At 60.4% G+C, this 21709-nt stretch carries 18 protein-coding genes and 1 riboswitch; of the genes, 14 read left to right on the top strand and 4 right to left on the bottom strand.

The window, feature by feature from the left end:
• Positions 1-62: 62 nt before the first annotated feature.
• Together ygfZ and AC1ME2_RS18960 are read left to right on the top strand one after the other, a co-directional pair.
• Entirely contained in the window at positions 63-1004 is a 942-nt protein-coding gene (ygfZ, locus tag AC1ME2_RS18965; protein ID WP_480435879.1) for a CAF17-like 4Fe-4S cluster assembly/insertion protein YgfZ, read from the top strand.
• Between the two features lie 99 nt (positions 1005-1103).
• Positions 1104-1925, top strand: a complete 822-nt coding sequence (locus tag AC1ME2_RS18960) for an HDOD domain-containing protein (protein ID WP_480435877.1) — start codon at positions 1104-1106, stop codon at positions 1923-1925.
• On the opposite strand, the gene AC1ME2_RS18955 is transcribed toward AC1ME2_RS18960, so the two are convergent.
• Entirely contained in the window at positions 1919-3334 is a 1416-nt protein-coding gene (locus tag AC1ME2_RS18955) for a sensor histidine kinase (protein WP_480435876.1), read from the bottom strand. The two genes, AC1ME2_RS18960 and AC1ME2_RS18955, sit on opposite strands and share 7 nt — an antisense overlap.
• Positions 3327-3998, bottom strand: coding sequence for a response regulator (locus AC1ME2_RS18950; RefSeq protein ID WP_480435875.1), 672 nt, complete (start codon positions 3996-3998; stop codon positions 3327-3329). Before AC1ME2_RS18950 ends, AC1ME2_RS18955 begins: the two co-directional genes overlap by 8 nt.
• 229 nt (positions 3999-4227) lie before the next feature.
• Here AC1ME2_RS18950 and AC1ME2_RS18945 point away from each other — a divergent pair, with 229 nt between their 5' ends.
• From AC1ME2_RS18945 to AC1ME2_RS18930, 4 genes are all read left to right on the top strand, one after another.
• Entirely contained in the window at positions 4228-5523 is a 1296-nt protein-coding gene (locus AC1ME2_RS18945) for an OprD family porin (protein ID WP_480435873.1), read from the top strand.
• Positions 5524-5570: 47 nt separating this feature from the next.
• Complete coding sequence (locus AC1ME2_RS18940; protein WP_480435872.1) at positions 5571-6551, top strand: Bug family tripartite tricarboxylate transporter substrate binding protein; 981 nt, start codon at positions 5571-5573, stop codon at positions 6549-6551.
• 65 nt (positions 6552-6616) lie between these two features.
• Positions 6617-7075 carry a tripartite tricarboxylate transporter TctB family protein gene (locus tag AC1ME2_RS18935; protein ID WP_480435871.1) on the top strand — a complete coding sequence of 153 codons (459 nt, stop codon included), beginning with the start codon at positions 6617-6619 and terminating at the stop codon, positions 7073-7075.
• Between the two features lies 1 nt (position 7076).
• The gene (locus tag AC1ME2_RS18930) at positions 7077-8591 is read left to right on the top strand and encodes a tripartite tricarboxylate transporter permease (protein WP_480435870.1); all 1515 of its coding nucleotides are present in this window, start codon (positions 7077-7079) and stop codon (positions 8589-8591) included.
• A 223-nt stretch (positions 8592-8814) separates the two neighbouring features.
• Here AC1ME2_RS18930 and ung read toward each other — a convergent pair whose 3' ends face one another.
• A complete protein-coding gene (gene ung / locus AC1ME2_RS18925) occupies positions 8815-9507 on the bottom strand; it encodes a uracil-DNA glycosylase (protein ID WP_480435868.1) in 693 nt (230 codons plus the stop codon).
• A gap of 188 nt (positions 9508-9695) precedes the next feature.
• On the opposite strand from ung, the gene AC1ME2_RS18920 reads away from it, so the two are divergent.
• Entirely contained in the window at positions 9696-10808 is a 1113-nt protein-coding gene (locus tag AC1ME2_RS18920) for an enoyl-CoA hydratase/isomerase family protein (protein WP_480435867.1), read from the top strand.
• A 37-nt stretch (positions 10809-10845) separates the two neighbouring features.
• Here the strand turns inward: AC1ME2_RS18920 and AC1ME2_RS18915 are convergent, their stop codons facing one another.
• Entirely contained in the window at positions 10846-11247 is a 402-nt protein-coding gene (locus AC1ME2_RS18915) for a hypothetical protein (RefSeq protein ID WP_480435866.1), read from the bottom strand.
• Positions 11248-11550: 303 nt separating this feature from the next.
• Positions 11551-11652, top strand: a riboswitch (guanidine-I (ykkC/yxkD leader).
• 60 nt (positions 11653-11712) lie between these two features.
• Here AC1ME2_RS18915 and AC1ME2_RS18910 point away from each other — a divergent pair.
• The 7 genes from AC1ME2_RS18910 (at position 11713) to atzF (ending at position 21575) form a co-directional block, all read left to right on the top strand.
• The gene (locus tag AC1ME2_RS18910) at positions 11713-12792 is read left to right on the top strand and encodes a putative urea ABC transporter substrate-binding protein (protein ID WP_480435865.1); all 1080 of its coding nucleotides are present in this window, start codon (positions 11713-11715) and stop codon (positions 12790-12792) included.
• 27 nt (positions 12793-12819) lie between these two features.
• On the top strand, positions 12820-13635 hold the full coding sequence (locus AC1ME2_RS18905; RefSeq protein ID WP_480435864.1) for an ABC transporter permease: 816 nt from the start codon (positions 12820-12822) through the stop codon (positions 13633-13635).
• Entirely contained in the window at positions 13632-14396 is a 765-nt protein-coding gene (locus AC1ME2_RS18900) for an ABC transporter ATP-binding protein (RefSeq protein ID WP_480435863.1), read from the top strand. The genes AC1ME2_RS18905 and AC1ME2_RS18900 overlap by 4 nt, the downstream gene beginning before the upstream one ends.
• A gap of 12 nt (positions 14397-14408) precedes the next feature.
• Positions 14409-15146, top strand: a complete 738-nt coding sequence (locus AC1ME2_RS18895) for an urea amidolyase associated protein UAAP1 (protein ID WP_480435862.1) — start codon at positions 14409-14411, stop codon at positions 15144-15146.
• 11 nt (positions 15147-15157) lie between these two features.
• Positions 15158-15787, top strand: coding sequence for an urea amidolyase associated protein UAAP2 (locus tag AC1ME2_RS18890; protein WP_480435861.1), 630 nt, complete (start codon positions 15158-15160; stop codon positions 15785-15787).
• 295 nt (positions 15788-16082) lie between these two features.
• Entirely contained in the window at positions 16083-19733 is a 3651-nt protein-coding gene (gene uca, locus AC1ME2_RS18885) for an urea carboxylase (protein ID WP_480435860.1), read from the top strand.
• A gap of 30 nt (positions 19734-19763) precedes the next feature.
• A complete protein-coding gene (atzF, locus tag AC1ME2_RS18880) occupies positions 19764-21575 on the top strand; it encodes an allophanate hydrolase (RefSeq protein ID WP_480435859.1) in 1812 nt (603 codons plus the stop codon).
• Positions 21576-21709: the final 134 nt, after the last annotated feature.

The following is a 21709-nucleotide window of genomic DNA, read 5'->3' as shown; positions in this document are numbered from 1 at the left end:
CTGTACCTATCTGCAAACACAGCACTATCATAGTGCCCAGACTTTTTACCCTGCGATGACCAATGGCCGACTCAGCTTTTTTCTGCACGCTGTCCCACGAGGGCATTCTCGCCGTCCGCGGCCCTGACGCCAGCAAGTTCCTACAGGGCCAATTAAGCTGCAACCTCAATTACCTCAACGACACCACCGCAACCCTCGGTGCGCGCTGCACGCAAAAAGGCCGCATGCAATCGAGTTTCCGCATACTGCTTGAAGGCGATGGCTGCCTGCTGGCGATGGCGTCTGAACTGATTGAGCCGCAGTTGGCGGATTTGAAGAAGTACGCGGTGTTCTCCAAATCAAAACTCACCGACGAAAGCCCAGCCTGGGTCCGCTTTGGCCTCAGCGATGGCGACGCGGCACTGATCACGCTGGGACTGGACTTGCCGCAGGCGTCTGACACCGTGGTGCGGGCCAATGGTCTGATCGCCATTCGCGTTTCCCCTGCCCGCGCCGAGCTGTGGGTCCCTACCGACCAGGCCGCAAACGTACAGGTGCATCTTGCGGCGCAACTGGCTCAGGGCTCATTGAATGACTGGTTGCTGGGGCAGATTCGCGCCGGCATCGGTCAAGTGCTAGGCGGCACTCGCGAAACCTTCATTCCGCAGATGATCAATCTGCAAGCAGTGGGTGGCGTGAGTTTCAAAAAAGGCTGCTACACCGGCCAGGAAATCGTTGCGCGCATGCAGTACCTGGGCAAACTCAAGCGTCGGCTGTATCGCTTGACCCTGGCCAGCGCTGAAATCCCTGAACCTGGCACTCCGCTGTTCTCGCCGGTTCACGCGAGCGCCGTGGGCGAAGTGGTTATTGCCGCGCAGGCGACAAACGGCATCGAACTATTAGCGGTGTTGCAGGCCGAAGCCGTGGAGGACGGTAATATCCGACTCGGCACCCTCGATGGCCCGGCGCTGCAATTGACCGACCTGCCTTACACACTGGACGCCAAACTCGAAACCCAGCGTTAAGCGCGCCCCCTCCCCCGCTCAAACCAAAAACCTGGAAAATTGCTCCGAGCGCTCATCGAGCGCTTAAGGTGCAGGTCACGCACTATCACGAGATTCGACATGAGCGACATGGCTGACAAAGTGCAAGCGGACTTGATCAAGGCGATCAATAACGATGCTCTGTTTCTGCCAACCCTGCCGGAAGTCGCACTGAAAATTCGTCTCGCCGCCGAAAATCCAGACATCAGTGCCAGCGATTTGAGCAAGGTAATACGCGGCGACACCGCGCTTTCAGCACGCCTGATCAAAGTGGTGAACAGCCCACAGATGCGCGCCAGCGTCGAGGTCAGCGACCTGCACACCGCCATCACCCGCCTAGGGATCAATTACAGCTGCAACCTGGCCATCGGACTGGTGGTGGAGCAGATGTTCCAGGCCAAGTCCGAAGTAGTCGAACGCAAGATGCGCGATGTCTGGAAACAAAGCCTGCAAGTGGCGGGTATCAGTTACTCGCTGTGCCGCAAGCATTCGCAGCTCAAACCCGATCAAGCGACCTTGGCGGGCATGGTGCACCTGATTGGCATATTGCCGATCCTGACGTACGCAGAAGACCATTACGAACTGCTCTCAGACGCCGTCAGCCTCAACCATGTGATCGAGCATATTCACCCAATTATCGGCGAAAAACTGCTCACCAACTGGGAGTTTCCTGAATCGCTGGCCAAGGTGCCGGGGCAGTTCCAGGACTTCACCCGCCAATCGGTCCGCGCCGATTACGTCGACCTGGTGCAGATCGCAACGGTGCACAGCTACCACGGCACGAACCATCCTTATGCCGAAATCGAACTGAGCAGCTTGCCTGCCTTCGCCCAGCTGGGTCTGGACCTTGGCGATGGCCGCCTTGTTTGCGAAATGGATGAAGCGATGAACATGCTCTATTGAACGCTGTTTTGAACCGGGACAAAACTCACCCGCACCGTCAAACCACCCTCCGCACCGTCATGCAAGCTGATCTGCGCCAGATGCGCCCGACAGATCTCGCCGACAATCGCCAACCCCAAGCCTGACCCCGCCCCCTGCTGATGACGCTGATAGAAGCGTTCGAACACCCGCTCACGCTCCGTTTCAGGGATGCCGGGACCGTCATCTTCGACTTCCAGGGTGCATGGCGCGCTGACCCGCAAAATCACGTTGCCACCTGACGGTGTGTGCGCCAGGGCGTTATCCACCAGATTGCTCAGCAATTCGTTAAGCAACGTCGGTTCACCGCGCAGCCACACCGGCTCTTCAGCCTCCAGCGCCAACGCAACGCCGCGCGCGTGGGCCAGCGGCGCCATGGCCATGCCCAACTCGCGAGCCAGTTGGCTCAAGTCGAGCAACTGGGCACCCCCTTCAGCAATCGCCCGCGCACCGTTTTCGATACGAGCCAAAGACAGTAATTGATTGGCCAGATGCGTCAGACGATCAGTGCCCTGCGCCGCTGATGCCAGGGTGGTACGCCAGTTTGCCGGATCGGTATCACGCAACCCCAGTTCGATGCGCGCCTTGAGCGCGGCCAACGGCGTGCGCAACTCGTGGGCGGCATCCGCGATGAATTGCTCCTGACGCTCAAACTGCACGCGCAGGCGTTCGGTGAAGTGATTGAGCGCACTCACCAGCGGGCGCAGCTCATGCTGGACTTCCACCAGTGGTAACGCCCTTAGATCGTCGGGCTGACGCTCCTCGACCGCCGTACGCAAACGCTCCAGCGGGCGCAACGCGGCGCTGACGGTGAACCATACCAACACCAACGCGCCCAAGCCGAGCATGCCCAGGCGCAATAACGTATCAGCCATCAGGCTGCGAGCCATGCGCACCCGAGCCTCCTCAGTTTCGGCCACGCGGATTTCCGCCATACCGTTCATGTCAGGCTCGCTGACAGGCTTGAGCAGGCTAACCACCCGCACATCCTGGCCCTGATAACGCCCATTATAAAAGCTCGCCAGTGCCGGATAATCATCCGTACGCAGGGTACCCGGCGGCGGCGATGGCAGATTTTCATAGCCGGAGATCAACTTTTTGTTGATGTCGTTGACCTGGTAATAGATCCGCCCGGCACTGTCGTAAGCAAAGGTATCCAGAGCGACATAAGGCACATCGGCGCTCAGACTCCCGTCGCGTTGCGAAAGCCCGGCGGCAATGGTTCGCGCCGACGCCAGCAAGGTTCGGTCATAGGCCGTGTCGGCTGCTTCGCGACCATTCCAGTAAGCGCTCAAACCGCTGGCCAGCATCAACACCGTCAACAGCAAGCCCAGGTTCCACAACAACCGCCAACGCAGGCTGGTACGCCGAGAGCGTGCGGCTTTAAGCATCGCGGCTTTCCAGCAAATAGCCGAGACCACGGAACGTCACGATGGCGATGGGCTGGCCATCGAGCTTTTTGCGCAGGCGGTGCACATAGATTTCTATGGCATCGGGGCTGGCGCCTTCATCGAGGCCAAACACGTGCGCCGCCAACTGCTCTTTACTCATCACCCGGCCAGGTCGAGCGATCAGCGCTTCAAGCACCGCCTGCTCACGAGACGTGACGACCAACAGCTCCTCGCCTAAGGTAAAACGCCGGGTGTCGAGGTCATAGACCAGCACCCCGCAACGCTGCTGGCGTTCGCCGCCGAGCACACTACGGCGGAGCAACGCCTTGACCCGCGCTTCCAGCTCGGTAAGTTCGAAGGGTTTGGCCAAATAGTCATCGGCGCCAAGATTGAGGCCATGGACGCGGTCTTTGACATCGCTGCGGGCGGTCAGCATCAGTACTGGCAGATTTTTGCCCCGGGCACGCAAGCGACCCAATACTTCAAAGCCATCCATGCGCGGCAAGCCCACATCCAGAATCGCGACCGCATATTCCTCAGTGCTCAAAGCCAAATCGGCGGCCACCCCATCGTGCAGAACGTCCACGGTCAAACCCACGCTTTTTAGGGCTTGGGCAACACTTTCGGCCAGTTGCAGATGGTCTTCGACGAGAAGAACACGCATCGACTTCTCCAGATTCTTAGGCTTATTAGGGCGAGGAGTTTACAGCCGCACCGCTGGCTGTGAAGCACAGAAAAAATCAACCGAAGCTAGAAGGCGGTTGAAAGGTTAGTGAAAGTTTCACCCTCTAGCATCCCCGTACGGTTGGTTACGCATACCGCGAAACTGGAAAGCGCCACGATGCGTTTTCACAGCTTTTTACTAAAAAATAATAACAACAACGGAGTATTTCATGACGCTGTCCTTGCAGCCTCAGGCCGCCTCGCCTGCTCGTTCCCTTCGCCTCAGCCCCACCGCCTTTGCCAGCGCCGCCGCCCTTGCCGGTTTCAGCCCGCTCAGCTATGCCGATTTCATCGAAGACAGCAGCGCCAGCCTAGACACCCGCAACATGTACTTCAACCGCGACTTCCGCGATGGCAGCAGTGCCCAACAATCCAAGCGCGACGAGTGGGCCCAAGGCTTCATCCTGAATGTCCAGTCAGGCTACACCGCAGGCACCGTCGGTTTTGGTCTGGACGCCATTGGCATGCTCGGGGTCAAGCTCGACTCAAGCCCTGACCGCACTGGCACCGGCCTACTGCCAACCCACGACAACGGCCGCGCTGCCGACGAATATTCCAAATGGGGCCTGACGGGCAAAATAAAAATCTCGGACACCGAACTGAAAGTCGGCACGCTGATCCCCGAGTTGCAAACATTGAAACCCAACGACGGACGCATCCTGCCGCAGTCCTTCGAAGGCGGCATGCTTACCTCGCGGGAATTCAAGAACCTGACCTTTACCGGGGGGCGTCTTGAGAAGGTAAAGGACCGCGACGACACCAGCAGCGAAGACATCGCGCTGAACAACAAGAACAAACGCTTTACCGGCACCGCGACGGGTGATCACTTCGACATGGCCGGGTTCGATTACAAACTCACCGAGAAAATGACCGCCAGCTACCACTTCGCGCAGCTTGATCAGGTCTATAACCAACATTTCATCGGCCTTGTGGCCGCGCAACCTGTGGGCCCCGGCACACTGGGTGCAGATGTGCGACTGGCCATCAGCGACGATCAGGGCGCGGCTCGCGGCGGTAACATCGACAACAAATCGCTCAATGGCATCGTCAGCTACAGCCTCACCGGTCACAAATTCAGCGCGGGCTATCAACACATGTCCGGTGACAGCGCCTTCCCGTATGTGAATGACAGTGATCCGTTCCTCATCAACTTCGTGCAGATCGGCGACTTCGCCGAGGCTAACGAACACTCTTGGCAAGCGCGTTACGACTATGACCTCGCCAAACTGGGCATCCCGGGCCTGACCTTTATGAGCCGCTACGTCAGCGGTGACAACGGCAAAGTGACCGGCCACAACGGCGAAGGCAAAGAGTGGGAACGCGACAGCGAAATCAAATACGTGGTACAGAGCGGCCCGCTGAAAAACGTCGCCGTGCGCCTGCGCAACGCCACGTACCGGTCCAACTTCGCCCGGGATGCCGATGAGGTGCGCCTGCTGGTCAGTTACACGGTCGCGATCTGGTAACCGCTGGAATCGCTGGGCCCAAAACAATAACTCCCCTGGAGACAACCATGACTTTATTTTTGCGTCGTTTCGCCATGGCGGCCAGCTGCATGCTGATGGCTACTCAGTTGCTCGCCGCGGAACCCAAGCGCCCGGAATGCATCGCGCCCGCCTCACCGGGGGGCGGGTTTGACCTGACCTGCAAGTTGGCACAGAGCGCGCTGGTCAACGAAAAGCTCCTGAGCAAACCGATGCGCGTGACCTACATGCCCGGTGGTGTCGGTGCCGTGGCGTACAACGCCGTGGTCGCCCAACGCCCGGCCGACGCAGGCACGCTGGTGGCATGGTCCAGCGGCTCGCTGTTGAACCTGGCGCAAGGCAAGTTCGGACGCTTCGATGAGAATGCCGTCCGTTGGCTGGCGGCGGTCGGTACCAGCTATGGCGCCATCGCAGTGAAAAGCGACTCGCCGTACAAGAACCTCAACGATCTGGTCGAAGCACTGAAAAAAGACCCGAGCAAAGTGGTGATCGGCTCTGGAGGCACCGTCGGCAGCCAAGACTGGATGCAGACCGCACTGATCGCCAAGGCGGCGGGCATCAACCCGCGTGACCTGCGTTATGTCGCCCTCGAAGGCGGCGGTGAAATCGCCACTGCGTTGCTCGGCGGCCACATTCAAGTGGGCAGCACCGATATCTCCGACTCGATGCCGCACATCCTCGGCGGGGACATGCGCCTGCTCGCCGTGTTCTCCGAAAAACGCCTGGACGAGCCGGAAATGAAAGACATCCCGACCGCCAAGGAGCAAGGCTACGACATCGTCTGGCCGGTGGTACGCGGTTTCTACCTCGGGCCAAAAGTCAGCGACGAAGACTACGCCTGGTGGAAAGCGGCTTTCGACAAACTGCTGGCCTCCGATGACTTCGCCAAGCTGCGTGACCAACGCGAACTGTTCCCCTTTGCCATGACCGGCCCGGAGCTGGACGCGTACGTGAAGAAGCAGGTCGCCGACTACAAAATCCTGGCCAAAGAATTCGGCCTGATTCAGTGATTGAACTCAATTGATATCAGTGGTTGCGTCGTCCTTTTCGAGGCGGCGCGACACAGGAGTTACCCATGCTCTTACAACGAATTTTCGCCTCGGCCCTGCTGCTGGCGTGCGTCGGCCTTGCGCTGATGGCCTGGCCCTATCAGGCCGCATTTTCCTATGAACCTGTAGGGCCTCGGGCGTTTCCCCTGCTGATGCTTAGCCTGATGATGCTGGGCTTGCTGTACATGCTGTTTCGCCCGACCGCCATCGTCCACGGCGAAGAAGACCCGCCACTGGACCGACCTACCCTGATCAAAATCGCCGCTTGCACGGTGTTGCTCCTTATTTTCGCCGGTCTGTTCGAACCCTTGGGCTTCATCCTCAGCAGCATCCTGATCGGCATCCCCATGGCCCGCCTGTATGGCGGTCGCTGGAAGCTGAGTGTGGTGGTCGTAACCTTGATCAGCATTGGCCTTTACCTGTTGTTCGATAAAGCCATGGACGTTCCGTTGCCGCTGGGCCTGCTCGACGTTCTGGAGAATTGATGTGGACACTTTTAGCTACCTGAGCCAAGGCTTCGGCGTTGCGCTGACCCTCTACAACTTGATCACCGCCCTGTGTGGCACGCTGATCGGCACCGTTGTCGGCTTGCTCCCCGGCCTCGGCCCGATCAATGGCGTGGCGCTGTTGATCCCTATCGCCTTCGCCCTCGGGTTACCCCCTGAGTCGGCGTTGATCCTCCTGGCCGCTGTGTACCTGGGCTGCGAATACGGCGGCCGGATCAGCTCGATCCTGCTGAACATTCCGGGCGAAGCGTCTACGGTGATGACCACCCTTGACGGTTACCCGATGGCTCGCCAGGGTCTGGCCGGTGTCGCCTTGTCGCTGTCGGCATGGAGTTCGTTTATCGGTGCGTTCATTGCCACCTGCGGCATGGTGCTGTTCGCCCCCTTGCTGGCGAAGTGGGCGATTGCCTTCGGACCGGCGGAGTATTTTGTACTGATGGTGTTCGCCATCGTCTGCCTTGGCGGCATGGCCGGTGATCGTCCGCTGAAGACCTTTATCGCAGCGTTGATCGGGCTGTTTCTGTCCACGGTCGGCATCGACGCCAACAGCGGCGTGTACCGTTTCACCGGCGACAACATACACATGACTGACGGGATTCAGTTCGTGGTGCTGGTCCTGGGTCTGTTCTCGATCAGCGAAATCCTATTGCTCCTGGAAAAAACCCATCGCGGGCAAGAAGCGGTCAAAGCCACCGGCCGCATGATGTTCAACTTCAAAGAAGCCAGCTCGGTGTTCGTGGTGAACCTGCGTTGCGGTGCGCTCGGTTTCATCATGGGCGTGTTGCCGGGTGCCGGTGCGACACTGGCCAGCGCCGTGGCCTACATGACCGAGAAACGTCTGGCGGGCAAGACCGGTAAATTCGGACAAGGTGACATACGTGGCCTCGCGGCCCCGGAAACCGCCATCGGCGGTGCGGCATGTGGTGCGCTGGTGCCGATGCTGACCCTCGGCGTTCCGGGCTCGGGCACTACGGCAGTGATGATCGGCGCGTTGTCGCTGTACAACATCACGCCCGGCCCATTGCTGTTTCAACAGCAGCCCGACATCGTTTGGGGCCTGATCGCTTCGTTGTTCGTCGCCAACGTCATGCTGGTGATTCTCAACATCCCGATGATCCGCATCTTCACCCGCATCCTCGCTGTGCCGAACTGGGCGCTGGTGCCGGTGATCGCGATCATCACTGCGATTGGCGTCTACGCCGTGCATGCCACCACGTTCGATTTGTTCTTGATGGTCGGCATCGGCATCTTCGGTTACATCCTGCGCAAGATGGACTTCCCCCTGTCGCCGGTACTGCTGGGCTTTATCCTCGGCGGTTTGATGGAACAGAACCTGCGCCGTGCCCTGTCGATCTCCAATGGTGCTTTGGAAATTCTTTGGTCCAGCCCGATTACCTTCGGGATCTGGGTGCTGACGGCCATCATGCTGTCGATGCCGATCATGCGGATCTGGCGTAAGCGTTCCGTGCAGCGTCGTGCCGTGGCCGATGCTTGATCGCTCCTTAAAAACAGGGTGGTCAACGGCACGCCGACGTTAAACCCGGCAACCGTCGACTGGCCCTGGCTGCTGGTGCTGTTTCTCGCCGAGCCGCTGTTTCGGCATTGGGATAAGCGGGCTGAGTAGAGGCTGGGTTGGCCCGTTCGCGAATGAACTCGCTATTTTCTGTGGGCGCTCATTCATTCGCGAAGATGGCAGGAGGCACGCCATCTCATTCAGGTCATACCGGCGGCAATCTCCAGTCAATCGGCGTCAATCCATTCTGTTGCAAGAACTTGTTGGTCCGCCCGAAATGCCCGTTGCCGTGAAAGCCTTTGTAAGCGGACAGCGGCGAGGGGTGTACCGAGGTCAGTACCAGATGTTTGCTGGCGTCGATCAGTTTCTGTTTGCTTTGGGCATGCGCGCCCCACAGCATAAACACCAGGTGCGGCTGATGCTCGCTGACCACTTCGATCACCCTATCGGTGAAGGTCTGCCAGCCTTTTTTCGCGTGTGAAGCGGCGTTGGCGCGCTCGACGGTCATGGTGGTGTTGAGCAGCAACACGCCCTGATCGGCCCAGGACTGCAAGCAGCCGTGATTGGCGATGTCGATGTTCAGGTCGCGCTTGAGTTCTTTATAGATATTGACCAGTGACGGCGGCGTCGGTATGCCTGGCTGCACCGAGAAGCACAAACCATGGGCCTGACCCGGGCCGTGATATGGGTCCTGGCCGAGGATTACCACCTTGACCTGATCCAGTGGCGTCGAATTCAGCGCATTGAAAATCAGGGGGCCCGGGGGATAGATTTCCTTGCCCGCAGTGTGTTCCTGGCGCAAAAACTCACGCAGTTCATTCATGTAGGGCTGCTCGAATTCCTCGTGCAACGCGTGCTTCCAGCCGGGTTCGAGTTTGATACGGTCGTCGCTTGTCATGGCACACCTGCAAAAATCAATGCGCGGACACTAGGAAAGCTGACCACCGATGTCAATCGGCGAATGTCACTGCACCCCGCCACCCATCCCTCTTTCCCACCTCCCTGCAATCACCATTTGCAACTTACCCCCGCAGAGGGGTATCACAGACTCAATGGATAGAGTTGCCCCGCCCCCGAGAGGTCACGATGAATCTGCACTTTGAAGAACTCCTCGCCCAAGACGGCGCACGCATTGGTATTGCCAGCCTGGATGCGGAAAAGTCTCTGAACGCGTTGTCTCTACCGATGATCCAGGCGCTGATGGATCGTCTTGAAGAGTGGGCCAATGACCCGCAAATCGTCTGTGTTCTGCTGCGTGGCAATGGCCCGAAATCTTTTTGCGCTGGCGGCGACGTACGAGCGCTGGTTGAAGCCTGCCGAGCCCATCCAGGCGAAGTCCCGCCGCTGGCCGCGCACTTTTTCGCGGCGGAATACCGGCTCGATTATCGTCTGCACACATACCCCAAACCCTTGATCTGCTGGGGCCACGGTTATGTGCTTGGTGGTGGCATGGGTTTGCTGCAGGGCGCCGGCATTCGCATCGTCACCCCGACCAGTCGCCTGGCAATGCCGGAAATCAGCATTGGGTTGTACCCCGATGTCGGCGCCAGTTGGTTTCTTTCCCGGCTGCCCGGCAAACTGGGGCTGTTCCTCGGATTGACCGGCGCGCACATCAACGGGCGTGACGCGCTGGACCTGGACCTGGCCGACCGTTTTCTGCTGGATGAACAGCAAGAAGAGTTGGTGGAAGGGCTGCGGCAATTGAACTGGCAGGAACAAACCTCGGTGCAACTCAACAGCCTGCTCAAGGCGTTGCAGCAGGAGGCCATTGGCCAACTACCGGACGCGCAATGGCTGCCGCTTCGGGTGCAGATCGATGAGCTGTTGGACGTTGCCACGCTGCCGTGCGCCTGGCGCGCCATCAGTCAATTGCACACGCACGAGGATACGCTTCTCAGCCATGCGGCGAAGAACCTGACCGAAGGCTGTCCGCTGACGGCCCATCTGGTGTGGGAACAGATCATCCGCGCCCGACACCTGTCGCTGGCTCAGGTATTCCAGATGGAATACACCCTAAGCCTCAACTGCTGTCGTCATCCCGAGTTCAGCGAAGGCGTCCGGGCGCGATTGATCGATAAGGATCAAAAACCCCATTGGCACTGGCAAGACGTCGCCAACATCCCGGACGCCGTGATCGACGCCCACTTCGATAAAGCCTGGGAAGGACGGCATCCGCTGGCGGACCTTTCGGACTACTAAAACCTTGAAACAGGTGAAGCGCCACTGGAGCGACCCTTCACCTGTTTCCGCCTTGACCACCATGGCCGCCACCCGAACCACCACGGCCACCAGAACCATTACTGTTACCTCGGCCGCCGCCACTGTGGCCATTATTCCATGGCGGGGTGGAATGGCCGCGCGAACCACCGACGTCGCTGCGATAGTAGCCCCGCCCGACGTAGGGGGCGGGTCCAGGACGGTAACCGGGTCGAGGGGCGTAATAAGGACCCGGGCGTGGCCCGTAATAGCGGGGTGACCCCACGTAATAGCCGGGTCGGTAGTAATGATCGTAGATGCCGTAGTAAGCGCCACCGTAAACGGGTGCCGTGTAGACATCGGGTTCGTAATAACCGGGACCTGCATAACAACCAGCGAGGGTCAAACCCAGCACAACTATAAGCAAAGGTCGTCGATACATGGCGGCCTCCTGGACCGCTGGAAAGCTCATACCAGCGACGCTGGTCGGCATCGGTCAAAACCGCTGACTGACAAAAAATCAGACCGCAAAAAACCCCTCAAGTGCCCGCCCCCGAAAACTATATCCCGCCCCGGCAACGCCCTGAACCAGTGCGCAGCCGCACCATGATAAAGCGCCACCGCCCCTTTCCATTCCCCACACAAGCGCGAAACCCGTCTGCCGCAAGGCTTGGTGAGACTTGGCACGGCTCTCGCTTAACACTTGATGTGCAGGAGTCAAAACAGGTTCGCGGCACCACAATTTGCAATAGCTGACTAGGGTTCCGGCTCGCTTGACGCGAGTGGCTGGTCCGAGAGTTGGCGACCTCCAGTAGAGGTTACACGGCGGGATAAAAGCCCGGGAGACAGGACACCAGTGGTGTCACGTGACTCCTGACCGTTCGATTTTCCTACTGGAGGTTCTTATATGCAGAGTTCCATCAAAAAGCCCCGTCTGTTCGCCATGCTCGCTGCTGGCCTCGTCGCTGCATTGAGCCTTTCGGCGCAAGCAGCGCCGAAAGAGCACTTCAACGTTTGCTGGACCATCTATGCTGGCTGGATGCCCTGGGAATACGCAGGCACCCAAGGCATCGTCGACAAATGGGCGAAAAAATACGGCATCACCATCGATGTCACCCAGATCAACGACTACGTCGAATCGATCAACCAATACACCGCTGGCCAATTCGATGGCTGCTCCATGACCAACATGGATGCGCTGACCATCCCGGCCGCTGGTGGCGTCGACAGCACCGCGCTGATCGTCAGCGATTTCTCCAACGGCAACGACGGCATCGTGATCAAGGGTGAAGGCAAGAAAGTCGCCGACCTCAAAGGCATGAAGGTCAATCTAGTCGAGCTGTCGGTGTCTCACTACTTGCTGGCCCGTGCCCTGGACAGCGTTGACCTTACCGAGAAAGACCTCAAGGTCGTCAACACCTCCGACGCCGACATTTCTGCGGCGTTCAACACCGATGACGTCAAAGCGGTGACCACCTGGAACCCGATGCTTTCGGACATCAAGGCCAAGCCTGGCGTGACCGAGGTATTCGATTCGAGCAAGATCCCTGGCGAAATCATGGACATGATGGTGGTCAACACCCAGACCCTGAAAGACAACCCGGCACTGGGCAAAGCCCTGACCGGCGCCTGGTTTGAAGTGGTCGCACTGATGAACAGCAAGTCCGCCGCAAGCACCGCCGCACTGGAGCACATGGCCAAAGCCTCGGGCACCGACCTGGCCGGCTTCCAGTCGCAACTGGACACCACCAAGCTATTCGCCACCCCCAAGGAAGCGCTCGACTTCGCCAACAGCGCACAGCTGCCGCAGACCATGCGCAAGGTCGCCGAGTTTTCCTTTCAACATGGGCTGCTCGGTGAAGGCGCCAAGGACACCAGTGCGATCGGCATGTCGTTCGCCAATGGCGTGACCAGCGGCGACAAGACCAACCTCAAGCTGCGCTTCGACCCGAGCTACGTACAGATGGCTGCCGAAGGCAAATTGTAATCGCGTCCCTGTCTAAAGGTTATTGCCATGCGCTTGATAAACCGCCGCCCGGATCGCGCCAGCCGTCTGATTTTGGTGATCTTGCCGTTCGCCCTGTTGCTGTTCGCCTATTTCATGGGTTCGGCGACCCGGCTCACGGAAAACCCCAACGACAAACTGCTGCCCAGCGCGGTGCAAATGACCGATGCGGTCAAGCGCATGGCCTTTACCGAAGACCAACGCAGCGGCGGTTATCTGCTGTGGCAGGACACCGCCTCCAGCCTGCAACGCCTGGCGATTGGTCTTGGCATCAGCGCCCTGCTCGGTCTGTGCCTGGGTATTGCGTCGGGGATCCTGCCGCTGTTCGGCGCGCCGTTGTCACCACTGCTGACGGTGCTGTCGATGGTCCCGCCGCTGGCGATTCTGCCGATTCTGTTCATCGTGTTTGGCTTGGGTGAGCTGTCGAAAGTCATGCTGATCGTGATCGGTATCACACCGATCCTGGCACGGGATCTGGAGCAGCGCGCCCGGGAAATTCCGGTTGAACTGCTGATCAAGGCGCAAACCCTCGGCGCCTCGACCTGGACCCTGATCCTGCGGGTGATCCTGCCGCAACTGCTGCCACGTCTGCTGATTGCCTTGCGTCTGGTGCTGGGTTCGGCCTGGTTGTTCCTGATCGCGGCCGAAGCCATCGCCTCCACTGACGGTTTGGGGTATCGGATTTTTCTGGTGCGACGTTACTTGGCCATGGACGTGATCCTGCCCTACGTGGTTTGGATCACCCTGCTGGCCTGGCTGATGGATTGGGCGCTCAAGGCCCTGACCCGGCGTGCATTCCCCTGGTATGAGGGCGCGCGCACATGAGCTTTATTTCGGTGAAAAACGTCTGGCAACAGTACGACGATCAAGTGGTGCTCGAAGGCCTGAACCTGAGCGTCAACGAAGGTGAGTTCTGCACCTTGGTCGGCGCCTCGGGCTGCGGTAAATCCACCTTCTTGCGCTTGCTACTCGGTCAGGAAGTGCCCAGTCGCGGCCAGATCCATCTCGACGGCAAGCCGCTTGCTGGCGAACCGGACGCCAGCCGTGGCGTGGTCTTTCAGCGCTACTCGGTGTTTCCGCATCTGTCGGTGCTGGACAACGTCGCGCTGGGTCTGGAATTGCCACATGCGCCGCTGCTTGGGCGCCTGTTTGGCACCGCCAAGCGCGAGGCACGGGAACAGGCCGCTGCATTGCTGGGCAAAGTGGGATTGGCCCACGCGCTGGACAAGTACCCAACGCAATTGTCGGGCGGCATGCAGCAACGGCTGGCCATCGCTCAAGCACTGATCATGCAACCGCGCGTATTGCTCCTGGATGAACCCTTCGGCGCGCTCGATCCGGGCATCCGCAAGGACATGCATGTCCTGCTGCTGGAGCTGTGGCGCGAGACCCAACTGACTGTGTTCATGGTCACCCACGACCTGTCCGAAGGTTTCAACCTCGGCACGCGCCTGCTGGTGTTCGACAAGGTTCGCCACGACCCGCACGCACCCGGTGCCTACGGCGCCCGCATCACTTACGACATTCCCTTGAACAGCGATCGCCGCGCCGCACGCGCCGCCATTGACTCGCTGCAAACGGTTTAGAGGACCTTCTTTATGAAAGAACATACGACCGACTCAACACCCCTGTTCCCCCTTTTCGCCGAAGAGATGTTGCCCGGCGGCGGCCACCGCTCGTTCGTGCTCAAGCGCGGCCAACTGCTGCGCCTGACCGACCTCCGAGGCGGTGCCAACGTCAGCCTGACCCTGCTTAACGCTAACGAAAAAACTGAACGGCTAAACCTGCCGGACAGCCTCAAATGCCAACACACTGCCAAGCTCACCAGCGGCCACTGCCTGTACTCGGACATGGGGCGCGTGCTGGCAGTGATCACGGCGGATACCTGCGGCTGGAGCGACAGCTTCGGTGGTGTGTTGTGCGCTGAAGAGGTCGCGGAAAAGTATGGTCAAGGCCGCTATCAGGAACTGCGCAACGGCTTCTTTCGCAACGGCACCGATAACCTGCTGGTGGAACTGGGCAAATGGGGCCTGGGCCTGTCTGACCTGCTGATGACCCTGAACCTGTTCAGCAACGTCAGCGTCGACGAAGACGGACACTTTCACTTCGTTGCGAACAACTCCAAAGCCGGTGACTACATCGAGCTGTATGCGCCGATGGACACCCTTGTGGTGCTGACGGCCCTGCAGCACCCGATGGACCCTAATCCGCAGTACGCGCCCCAACCGCTCAAGCTCAGCTGGATGAACGCCGACCCCAGCGTCGCCGAGCACTGCCGCACCTCGCGCCCGGAAAACGAGCGCGGGTTTATCAACACTGATCGCCTGTTCGCCTGAGGATCGCTGCCATGACCACACTCTCCAAGCACCCGGAAGCGGCGATCTACAACGCTACCATTCCCGCAGGCGAGCCCTGGCTGACGGAAGTCAAAGCCGGGCAAACCTTGCGCATCCTTGATCTGGAAGGCAATCAAGCGGTCGATACGCTGTTCTACAGCCTGGCCAACCCCGGCGAACGGTATGACGTGCAGCGCACCTTGCGCCGGCAGAACAACGTGTACCTGACCACCGGCAGCGTGCTGTATTCCAACCTCGGCAAACCGATGCTGACCATCGTTGAAGACACTTGCGGACGCCATGACACCCTCGGCGGCGCCTGCGCGCAGGAGAGCAACACCGTGCGCTACGCCCTGGAAAAACGCCACATGCACAGTTGCCGCGACAACTACCTGCGCGCCTGTGCCCATGACGGTCGCCTGAGCAAAGGTGACATCGGGCCGAACATCAATTTCTTCATGAACGTGCCGGTCACCGCAGACGGCGGTCTGACCTTCGAAGATGGCATCTCGGCCCCCGGAAAATACGTCGAACTGCGTGCGGAAATGGACGTGATCGTGCTGATCTCCAACTGCCCGCAACTGAACAACCCGTGCAACGCCTACAACCCAACGCCTGCGCAGCTGCTGATATGGAATTGAATCTTTTGAAGCTGCGCCGCTGGATATTCAGCCTGTGCCAAAGCCGCTCCGGGCAGTGCCTGGCGTCAGAGCGCCGCAACCGTCTGTAGGAGCTGCCGCAGGCTGCGATCTGTCGCCTTGGCGGCAGCGCTCTAGCAGAGACGAAGCCCCTTCGGGCCTTATCGCAGCCTGCGGCAGCTCCTACAAGAGCACCAGGTTTAGCCATCGGGGACGGCCTCGAGGCACTACGAAAATAGCGGGACGGCCCGCTTCCCAGCACGAAACCGATCAGCCATCGGTTTCCGGGGTTTATGCCATGTTCGACACACTGCTGATCGCCAACCGTGGCGCCATTGCCTGCCGCATCCTGCGTACCCTGCGCGCCTTGCAGGTCAAGGGTGTGGCGGTCTATTCCGAAGCCGATGCCGCCAGCCTGCATATTCTTCAAGCCGATGAAGCCCACAGCCTCGGCGAAGGTGGAGCGGCCGGGACTTATCTGGCGGTGGATAAAATTCTCGCCATCGCCAAAGCCAGCGGCGCCACGGCGATCCATCCTGGTTACGGTTTCCTCTCCGAAAACGCCGCGTTCGCCCAAGCCTGCGAAGACGCTGGCATCGCCTTCGTCGGCCCGACACCTGAACAACTGCGAGTGTTTGGCCTCAAGCACACCGCTCGCGCGCTGGCCAAGCAACATGGCGTGCCGATGCTTGAAGGCACCGAACTACTCGACAGCCTCGGCGACGCACTCAACGCTGGCGAGCTGATCGGCTACCCGGTGATGCTGAAAAGCACGGCCGGCGGTGGCGGGATCGGCATGCGCGTGTGCCGCAGTGCGGTCGAACTAAGCGAATCGTTCGACGCGGTGAAGCGCCTAGGACAGAACAACTTCAGCGACGCCGGAGTCTTTATCGAGAAGTACATCCAACGTGCCCGGCACCTGGAAGTGCAGGTGTTCGGCGACGGCCAGGGCGAGGTTATCGCCCTCGGTGTGCGTGATTGCTCGGTGCAACGGCGCAACCAGAAAGTCCTCGAAGAAACCCCCGCACCGAACCTGCCAGACGGCATGGCCGACGAACTGTGTGCGGCAGCGATCAAGCTGGCCAAAGCGGTTAATTACCGCAGCGCCGGGACGGTGGAGTTCGTGTTCGACAGCGAGGATCAGCGTTTCTACTTCCTCGAAGTGAACACCCGCTTGCAGGTCGAGCACGGGGTCACCGAACAGGTGTGGGGCGTCGATCTGGTCAGCTGGATGGTGCAACTGGCGGCGGGTGATTTAGCGCCACTCAACCAGTTGCGCAGGGGCTTGCAAGCGAATGGTCATGCGATTCAGGCGCGGCTTTATGCCGAAGACCCGGGCCGGGATTTCCAGCCCTGCCCTGGCTTGCTGACCTCGGTGAACTTCCCTGCGGCCGATGGCAAAACCTTGCGCATCGACACCTGGGTCGAAGCCGGTTGCGAGATTCCGCCGTTCTTCGACCCGATGATTGCCAAGCTGATCAGTTGGGCGCCAACCCGCGACCAAGCCAGCGCTGGACTTGCTCAAGCGCTGGGCGACAGCCACCTGTATGGCGTGGAAACCAACCGCGATTACCTGCGGCAGATTCTCGTCGACGCGCCCTTCGCCAGCGGCCAGCCATGGACCCGCTGCCTGGAAGGTCTGGTGTACCGCGCCAACACCTTTGAAGTGCTGAGCGGTGGTACCCAGACCAGCGTGCAGGACTATCCGGGGCGCCTCGGTTACTGGGCCGTCGGTGTGCCGCCGTCCGGGCCGATGGACAGTCGCGCATTGCGTCTGGGCAACCGTCTGCTGGGCAACGCCGAAGGCTGTGCCGCGCTGGAAATCACCATGAGCGGCCCGCTGCTGCGCTTCAACACCGACGCAGTGGTCGCCATCACCGGCGCGACGATTCCGCTGACCCTGGACGGTCAGCCCCAGGCGCTGAATACCGCGTTGCTGGTGTCAGCTGGCTCGACGCTGGCCCTAGGCACCATCGTTGGCTCCGGCGCACGAAGCTACCTCTGTGTGCGCGGCGGATTGGAGCTGCCGGACTATCTGGGCAGCAAAAGCACGTTCACCCTGGGGCAATTTGGCGGCCATGGCGGACGAGCCTTAAGGGCCGGTGACGTGTTGCACATTCCAGCCCTGAGTGATCGCAGCATCGGTCAGCGCGTGCCGGACAATCAGCTTCAAAAGCTGCCTGCCGTGCGCCAGATCCGGGTCATTTACGGCCCCCATGGCGCACCGGAATATTTCACCGAACGCTACATCGAGACCTTCTTCGCCACCTCATGGGAAGTGCATTTCAACTCCAGCCGTACCGGCGTCCGCCTGATCGGTCCCAAGCCAGAATGGGTCCGCGCCGACGGTGGCGAAGCCGGGTTGCACCCCTCGAACATCCACGACAACCCGTACGCCATCGGTGCCGTGGATTTCACTGGCGACATGCCGGTCATCCTTGGTCCGGATGGCCCGAGCCTGGGCGGTTTCGTCTGCCCGGTGACCATCATCGAAGCCGACCTCTGGCAACTGGGGCAACTCAAAGCCGGGGACAACGTGCAGTTTCATCCGGTCAGTATCGAAACCGCTCGGACCCTCAAGCTGGAAACCGATCCCTGTGGGAGCAGGCTTGCCTGCGAAGGCGGTTTACCTGACACCACCGCATCAAGCCATTCGCAGGCGAGCCTGCTCCCACAGAGTCTGTGTTCCTCCGGGTTAATCTCACCTGTTGTCTTGGATATCGGCCAAGACGACACGCGGCTGGTGGCGCGACTGTCTGGCGATACGCATTTATTACTGGAAATCGGCGCGCCCGAACTGGACCTGGTACTGCGCTTTCGCGCTCATGCGTTGATGCAGGCCCTTGAAGCCAAAGCGCTCCAGGGCGTGATAGACCTGACACCAGGCATTCGCTCGCTGCAAGTGCACTACCAGCCTGAGCAACTGCCACTGGCGGATCTGCTCGACATCGTTGCCGGCGAATGGGACGCCGTGTGCGCGGCCAAAGACCTTCAAGTGCCGTCGCGAATTGTGCACTTGCCGCTGTCCTGGGATGACCCGGCGTGCCAGTTGGCCATCGAGAAATACATGACCACCGTGCGCAAGGACGCACCCTGGTGCCCGAGCAATCTGGAGTTCATCCGTCGCATCAACGACCTGCCCAACCTCGACGAAGTGCAGCGCACGGTGTTCGACGCCAGTTACCTGGTGATGGGCCTGGGTGACGTGTACCTCGGCGCGCCTGTCGCCACCCCGCTCGACCCTCGGCATCGGCTGGTGACGACCAAGTACAACCCGGCACGAACGTGGACGGCGGAAAACTCGGTCGGCATCGGTGGCGCCTACATGTGCGTGTATGGCATGGAAGGCCCCGGTGGTTATCAGTTTGTCGGGCGCACGTTGCAGATGTGGAATCGCTACCGCGAAGTCACGGCCTTCGATGGCAAGCCGTGGCTGTTGCGCTTCTTCGATCAGATCCGTTTTTACCCGGTCAGCGCTGAAGAGCTGTTGCGCATTCGCCGCGATTTCCCGCTGGGTCGTTACCCGCTGAACATCGAGCACAGCACCTTGAACCTGGCCGATTATCAGGACTTCCTCGCCCGTGAAGCCGAAGGCATCGCCGCGTTTCGTGCGCAGCAACAAGGAGCCTTCAACGCCGAACGCGAACGCTGGATCACCAGTGGTCAGGCGAATTTTGAAAGCGACGAAGCGGCTATGCCAGCCACCGACGACACACCCCTTGAAGCTGGCCAGCATGGCGTCGACAGCCATATCGCCGGCAACCTGTGGCAGGTGCAGGTCGAGGTCGGCCATCGGGTTGAGGTGGGTGATGTGCTGGTGATTCTGGAGTCGATGAAGATGGAAATCCCGCTACTGGCAACCCTGGCCGGCACCGTGCGTGAAGTGCGGGTGCAACCCGGCTCGGCGGTGCGTGCCGGGCAGCGGGTCGTGGTGCTGGAAGCTGACTGAACTTACTTATTTTTTTGACGGAATTACGCCATGAGCCATGACCTGTATTCAAGCGACCTGCGCCTCGACAGCGTTCGCGCCGCGTATCAAGACGGTCGCCAAACACCTCGGCAACTGATCCTCGCCCTGCGCGAAAAAGCCGCCGCGCTGAACCCGGACTATCACCTGTTCATCCACCTGCTGAGTGTTGCCGAGCTGGAACCCTATCTGGCAGTGCTGGAAAACAGCGACCTCAACGATTTACCACTGTATGGCGTGCCGTTCGCAATCAAGGACAACATCGACCTGGCGGGCATCCCCACCACCGCCGCCTGCCCTGCGTTCGCCTATACCCCAGAGCGCTCGGCGACCATCGTCGAGCAGTTGATCGGTCTCGGCGCGATCCCGTTGGGCAAGACCAACCTCGACCAGTTCGCCACCGGGCTAAACGGCAGCCGCTCACCCTACGGAGCCTGCCCAAACAGTGTGCTGGCCGAGTACCCGTCAGGCGGTTCCAGCGCAGGATCATCATTGGCCGTGGCCCTTGGCGTTGCCAGCTTCGCCCTTGGCACCGACACGGCCGGTTCTGGCCGGGTGCCAGCTGCGCTGAACAATCTGGTGGGGCTCAAAGCCAGCAAGGGCCTGATCTCCACGGCAGGGGTAGTACCGGCCTGCCGCACCCTCGATTGCGTGACCACCTTCACCGCCACCGCACGCGAGGCCAGCCAGTTGCTCGGCCTGGTAGCCAGGCTCGATCCGCGTGATGAATACAGCCGCAGCAACCCGCTGTGGAACGACGCCTCGGCGTTCGGCGCGCCCCGCCCGTTTCGTTTCGGCGTACCTCGTGCGCAGGATCTGGCGTTCTTTGGCTGCGAGCAAGGGCCGCTGCTGTTCGGTGACGCCATTGACCGCCTGAGCGCGATGGGCGGCGAAGCTGTGCCGCTCGACCTGTCGCCCTTCCTCGAAGCTGCGCGCCTGCTGTACGACGGCCCATGGGTCGCCGAGCGCTACAGCGTTGCGGGCGAACTGATGGAGCAGAATCCAGAAGCGGTATTGCCGGTGATCCGCGCAGTACTGTCGAAAGCGCCCGCCGTGACCGGCGTGCAAACCTTCCGCGCACACTACCGCCTGCAAGCGCTCAAAGCCCTGTGCGACAAAGCCCTTGAAGGCCTCGATTGCGTAGTGACACCCTCGATCGGCCGCCCAGTGACCCTCGCCGAACTGGAGGCTGAGCCGGTGCTGCGCAACTCTGAACTGGGTTACTACACCAATTTCATGAACCTGCTGGACTACGCCGCCGTCGCCGTGCCCAGTGCCTTCATGGACAACGGCCTGCCGTGGGGCGTAACCCTGTTCGGTCGGGTCTTCACTGATCACTACCTGCTCAGCTTGGCCGACGCCCTGCAACGCCATACCGGCCTGCCGCTGATCGGCGGCCACGCACCCAACCTGTCAGCCCCAGCGACCGTCGCCCGCAACGACATGGCACGCCTGGTCGTGTGCGGCGCGCACCTGGATGGCCTGGCACTGAACGGGCAACTCAAGCAGCGCGGCGGTCGCTTGCTGGAAGCCACGCAAAGCTCGGCGGATTACCAGCTCTATGCATTGGCAAGCGGACCACCGTTTCGGCCCGGCATGCTGCGTGTCGCGCAAGGCGGCGTAGCGATTGCAGTGGAAATCTGGGAGCTGCCAAGCAGCGAACTGGGCTCGTTTCTGACCGGTATTCCAGCACCTTTGGGTCTGGGCAAAGTGCAGTTGGCCGACGGGCGCTGGGAAAGCGGTTTCATCTGCGAACCCTACGGCCTGGAGGGCGCGACAGACATCAGTCACCTGGGCGGATGGCGCGCCTATTTGAGTGCGTGAACTCGCCCTCAAATAGCACGACGGAGAACACGGCTGCGTACGTTTCAGTGCGCGGCCGTAGTGTCCTGCATACCCCTGTTTACCCGCGCCTCGTCGTTACATAGATGTACGACGTGAAGAGGTCCCCGATGACA

Source organism: Pseudomonas sp. ASL9 (assembly GCF_056680335.1).
Note: the sequence above shows the minus strand (reverse complement) of the source record. Positions and strands in the feature narration are given on the sequence as shown.

Coding starts and splice junctions, on each gene's coding strand:
- AC1ME2_RS18960 (WP_480435877.1), top strand. CDS start 1,104: ATGAGCGACATGGCTGACAAAGTGCAAGCGGACTTGATCAAGGCGATC.
- AC1ME2_RS18945 (WP_480435873.1), top strand. CDS start 4,228: ATGACGCTGTCCTTGCAGCCTCAGGCCGCCTCGCCTGCTCGTTCCCTT.
- AC1ME2_RS18915 (WP_480435866.1), bottom strand. CDS start 11,247: ATGTATCGACGACCTTTGCTTATAGTTGTGCTGGGTTTGACCCTCGCT.
- AC1ME2_RS18905 (WP_480435864.1), top strand. CDS start 12,820: ATGCGCTTGATAAACCGCCGCCCGGATCGCGCCAGCCGTCTGATTTTG.
- AC1ME2_RS18935 (WP_480435871.1), top strand. CDS start 6,617: ATGCTCTTACAACGAATTTTCGCCTCGGCCCTGCTGCTGGCGTGCGTC.
- AC1ME2_RS18895 (WP_480435862.1), top strand. CDS start 14,409: ATGAAAGAACATACGACCGACTCAACACCCCTGTTCCCCCTTTTCGCC.
- AC1ME2_RS18940 (WP_480435872.1), top strand. CDS start 5,571: ATGACTTTATTTTTGCGTCGTTTCGCCATGGCGGCCAGCTGCATGCTG.
- AC1ME2_RS18955 (WP_480435876.1), bottom strand. CDS start 3,334: ATGCTTAAAGCCGCACGCTCTCGGCGTACCAGCCTGCGTTGGCGGTTG.
- AC1ME2_RS18900 (WP_480435863.1), top strand. CDS start 13,632: ATGAGCTTTATTTCGGTGAAAAACGTCTGGCAACAGTACGACGATCAA.
- ung (WP_480435868.1), bottom strand. CDS start 9,507: ATGACAAGCGACGACCGTATCAAACTCGAACCCGGCTGGAAGCACGCG.
- uca (WP_480435860.1), top strand. CDS start 16,083: ATGTTCGACACACTGCTGATCGCCAACCGTGGCGCCATTGCCTGCCGC.
- AC1ME2_RS18920 (WP_480435867.1), top strand. CDS start 9,696: ATGAATCTGCACTTTGAAGAACTCCTCGCCCAAGACGGCGCACGCATT.
- AC1ME2_RS18910 (WP_480435865.1), top strand. CDS start 11,713: ATGCAGAGTTCCATCAAAAAGCCCCGTCTGTTCGCCATGCTCGCTGCT.
- atzF (WP_480435859.1), top strand. CDS start 19,764: ATGAGCCATGACCTGTATTCAAGCGACCTGCGCCTCGACAGCGTTCGC.
- AC1ME2_RS18950 (WP_480435875.1), bottom strand. CDS start 3,998: ATGCGTGTTCTTCTCGTCGAAGACCATCTGCAACTGGCCGAAAGTGTT.
- AC1ME2_RS18890 (WP_480435861.1), top strand. CDS start 15,158: ATGACCACACTCTCCAAGCACCCGGAAGCGGCGATCTACAACGCTACC.
- ygfZ (WP_480435879.1), top strand. CDS start 63: ATGGCCGACTCAGCTTTTTTCTGCACGCTGTCCCACGAGGGCATTCTC.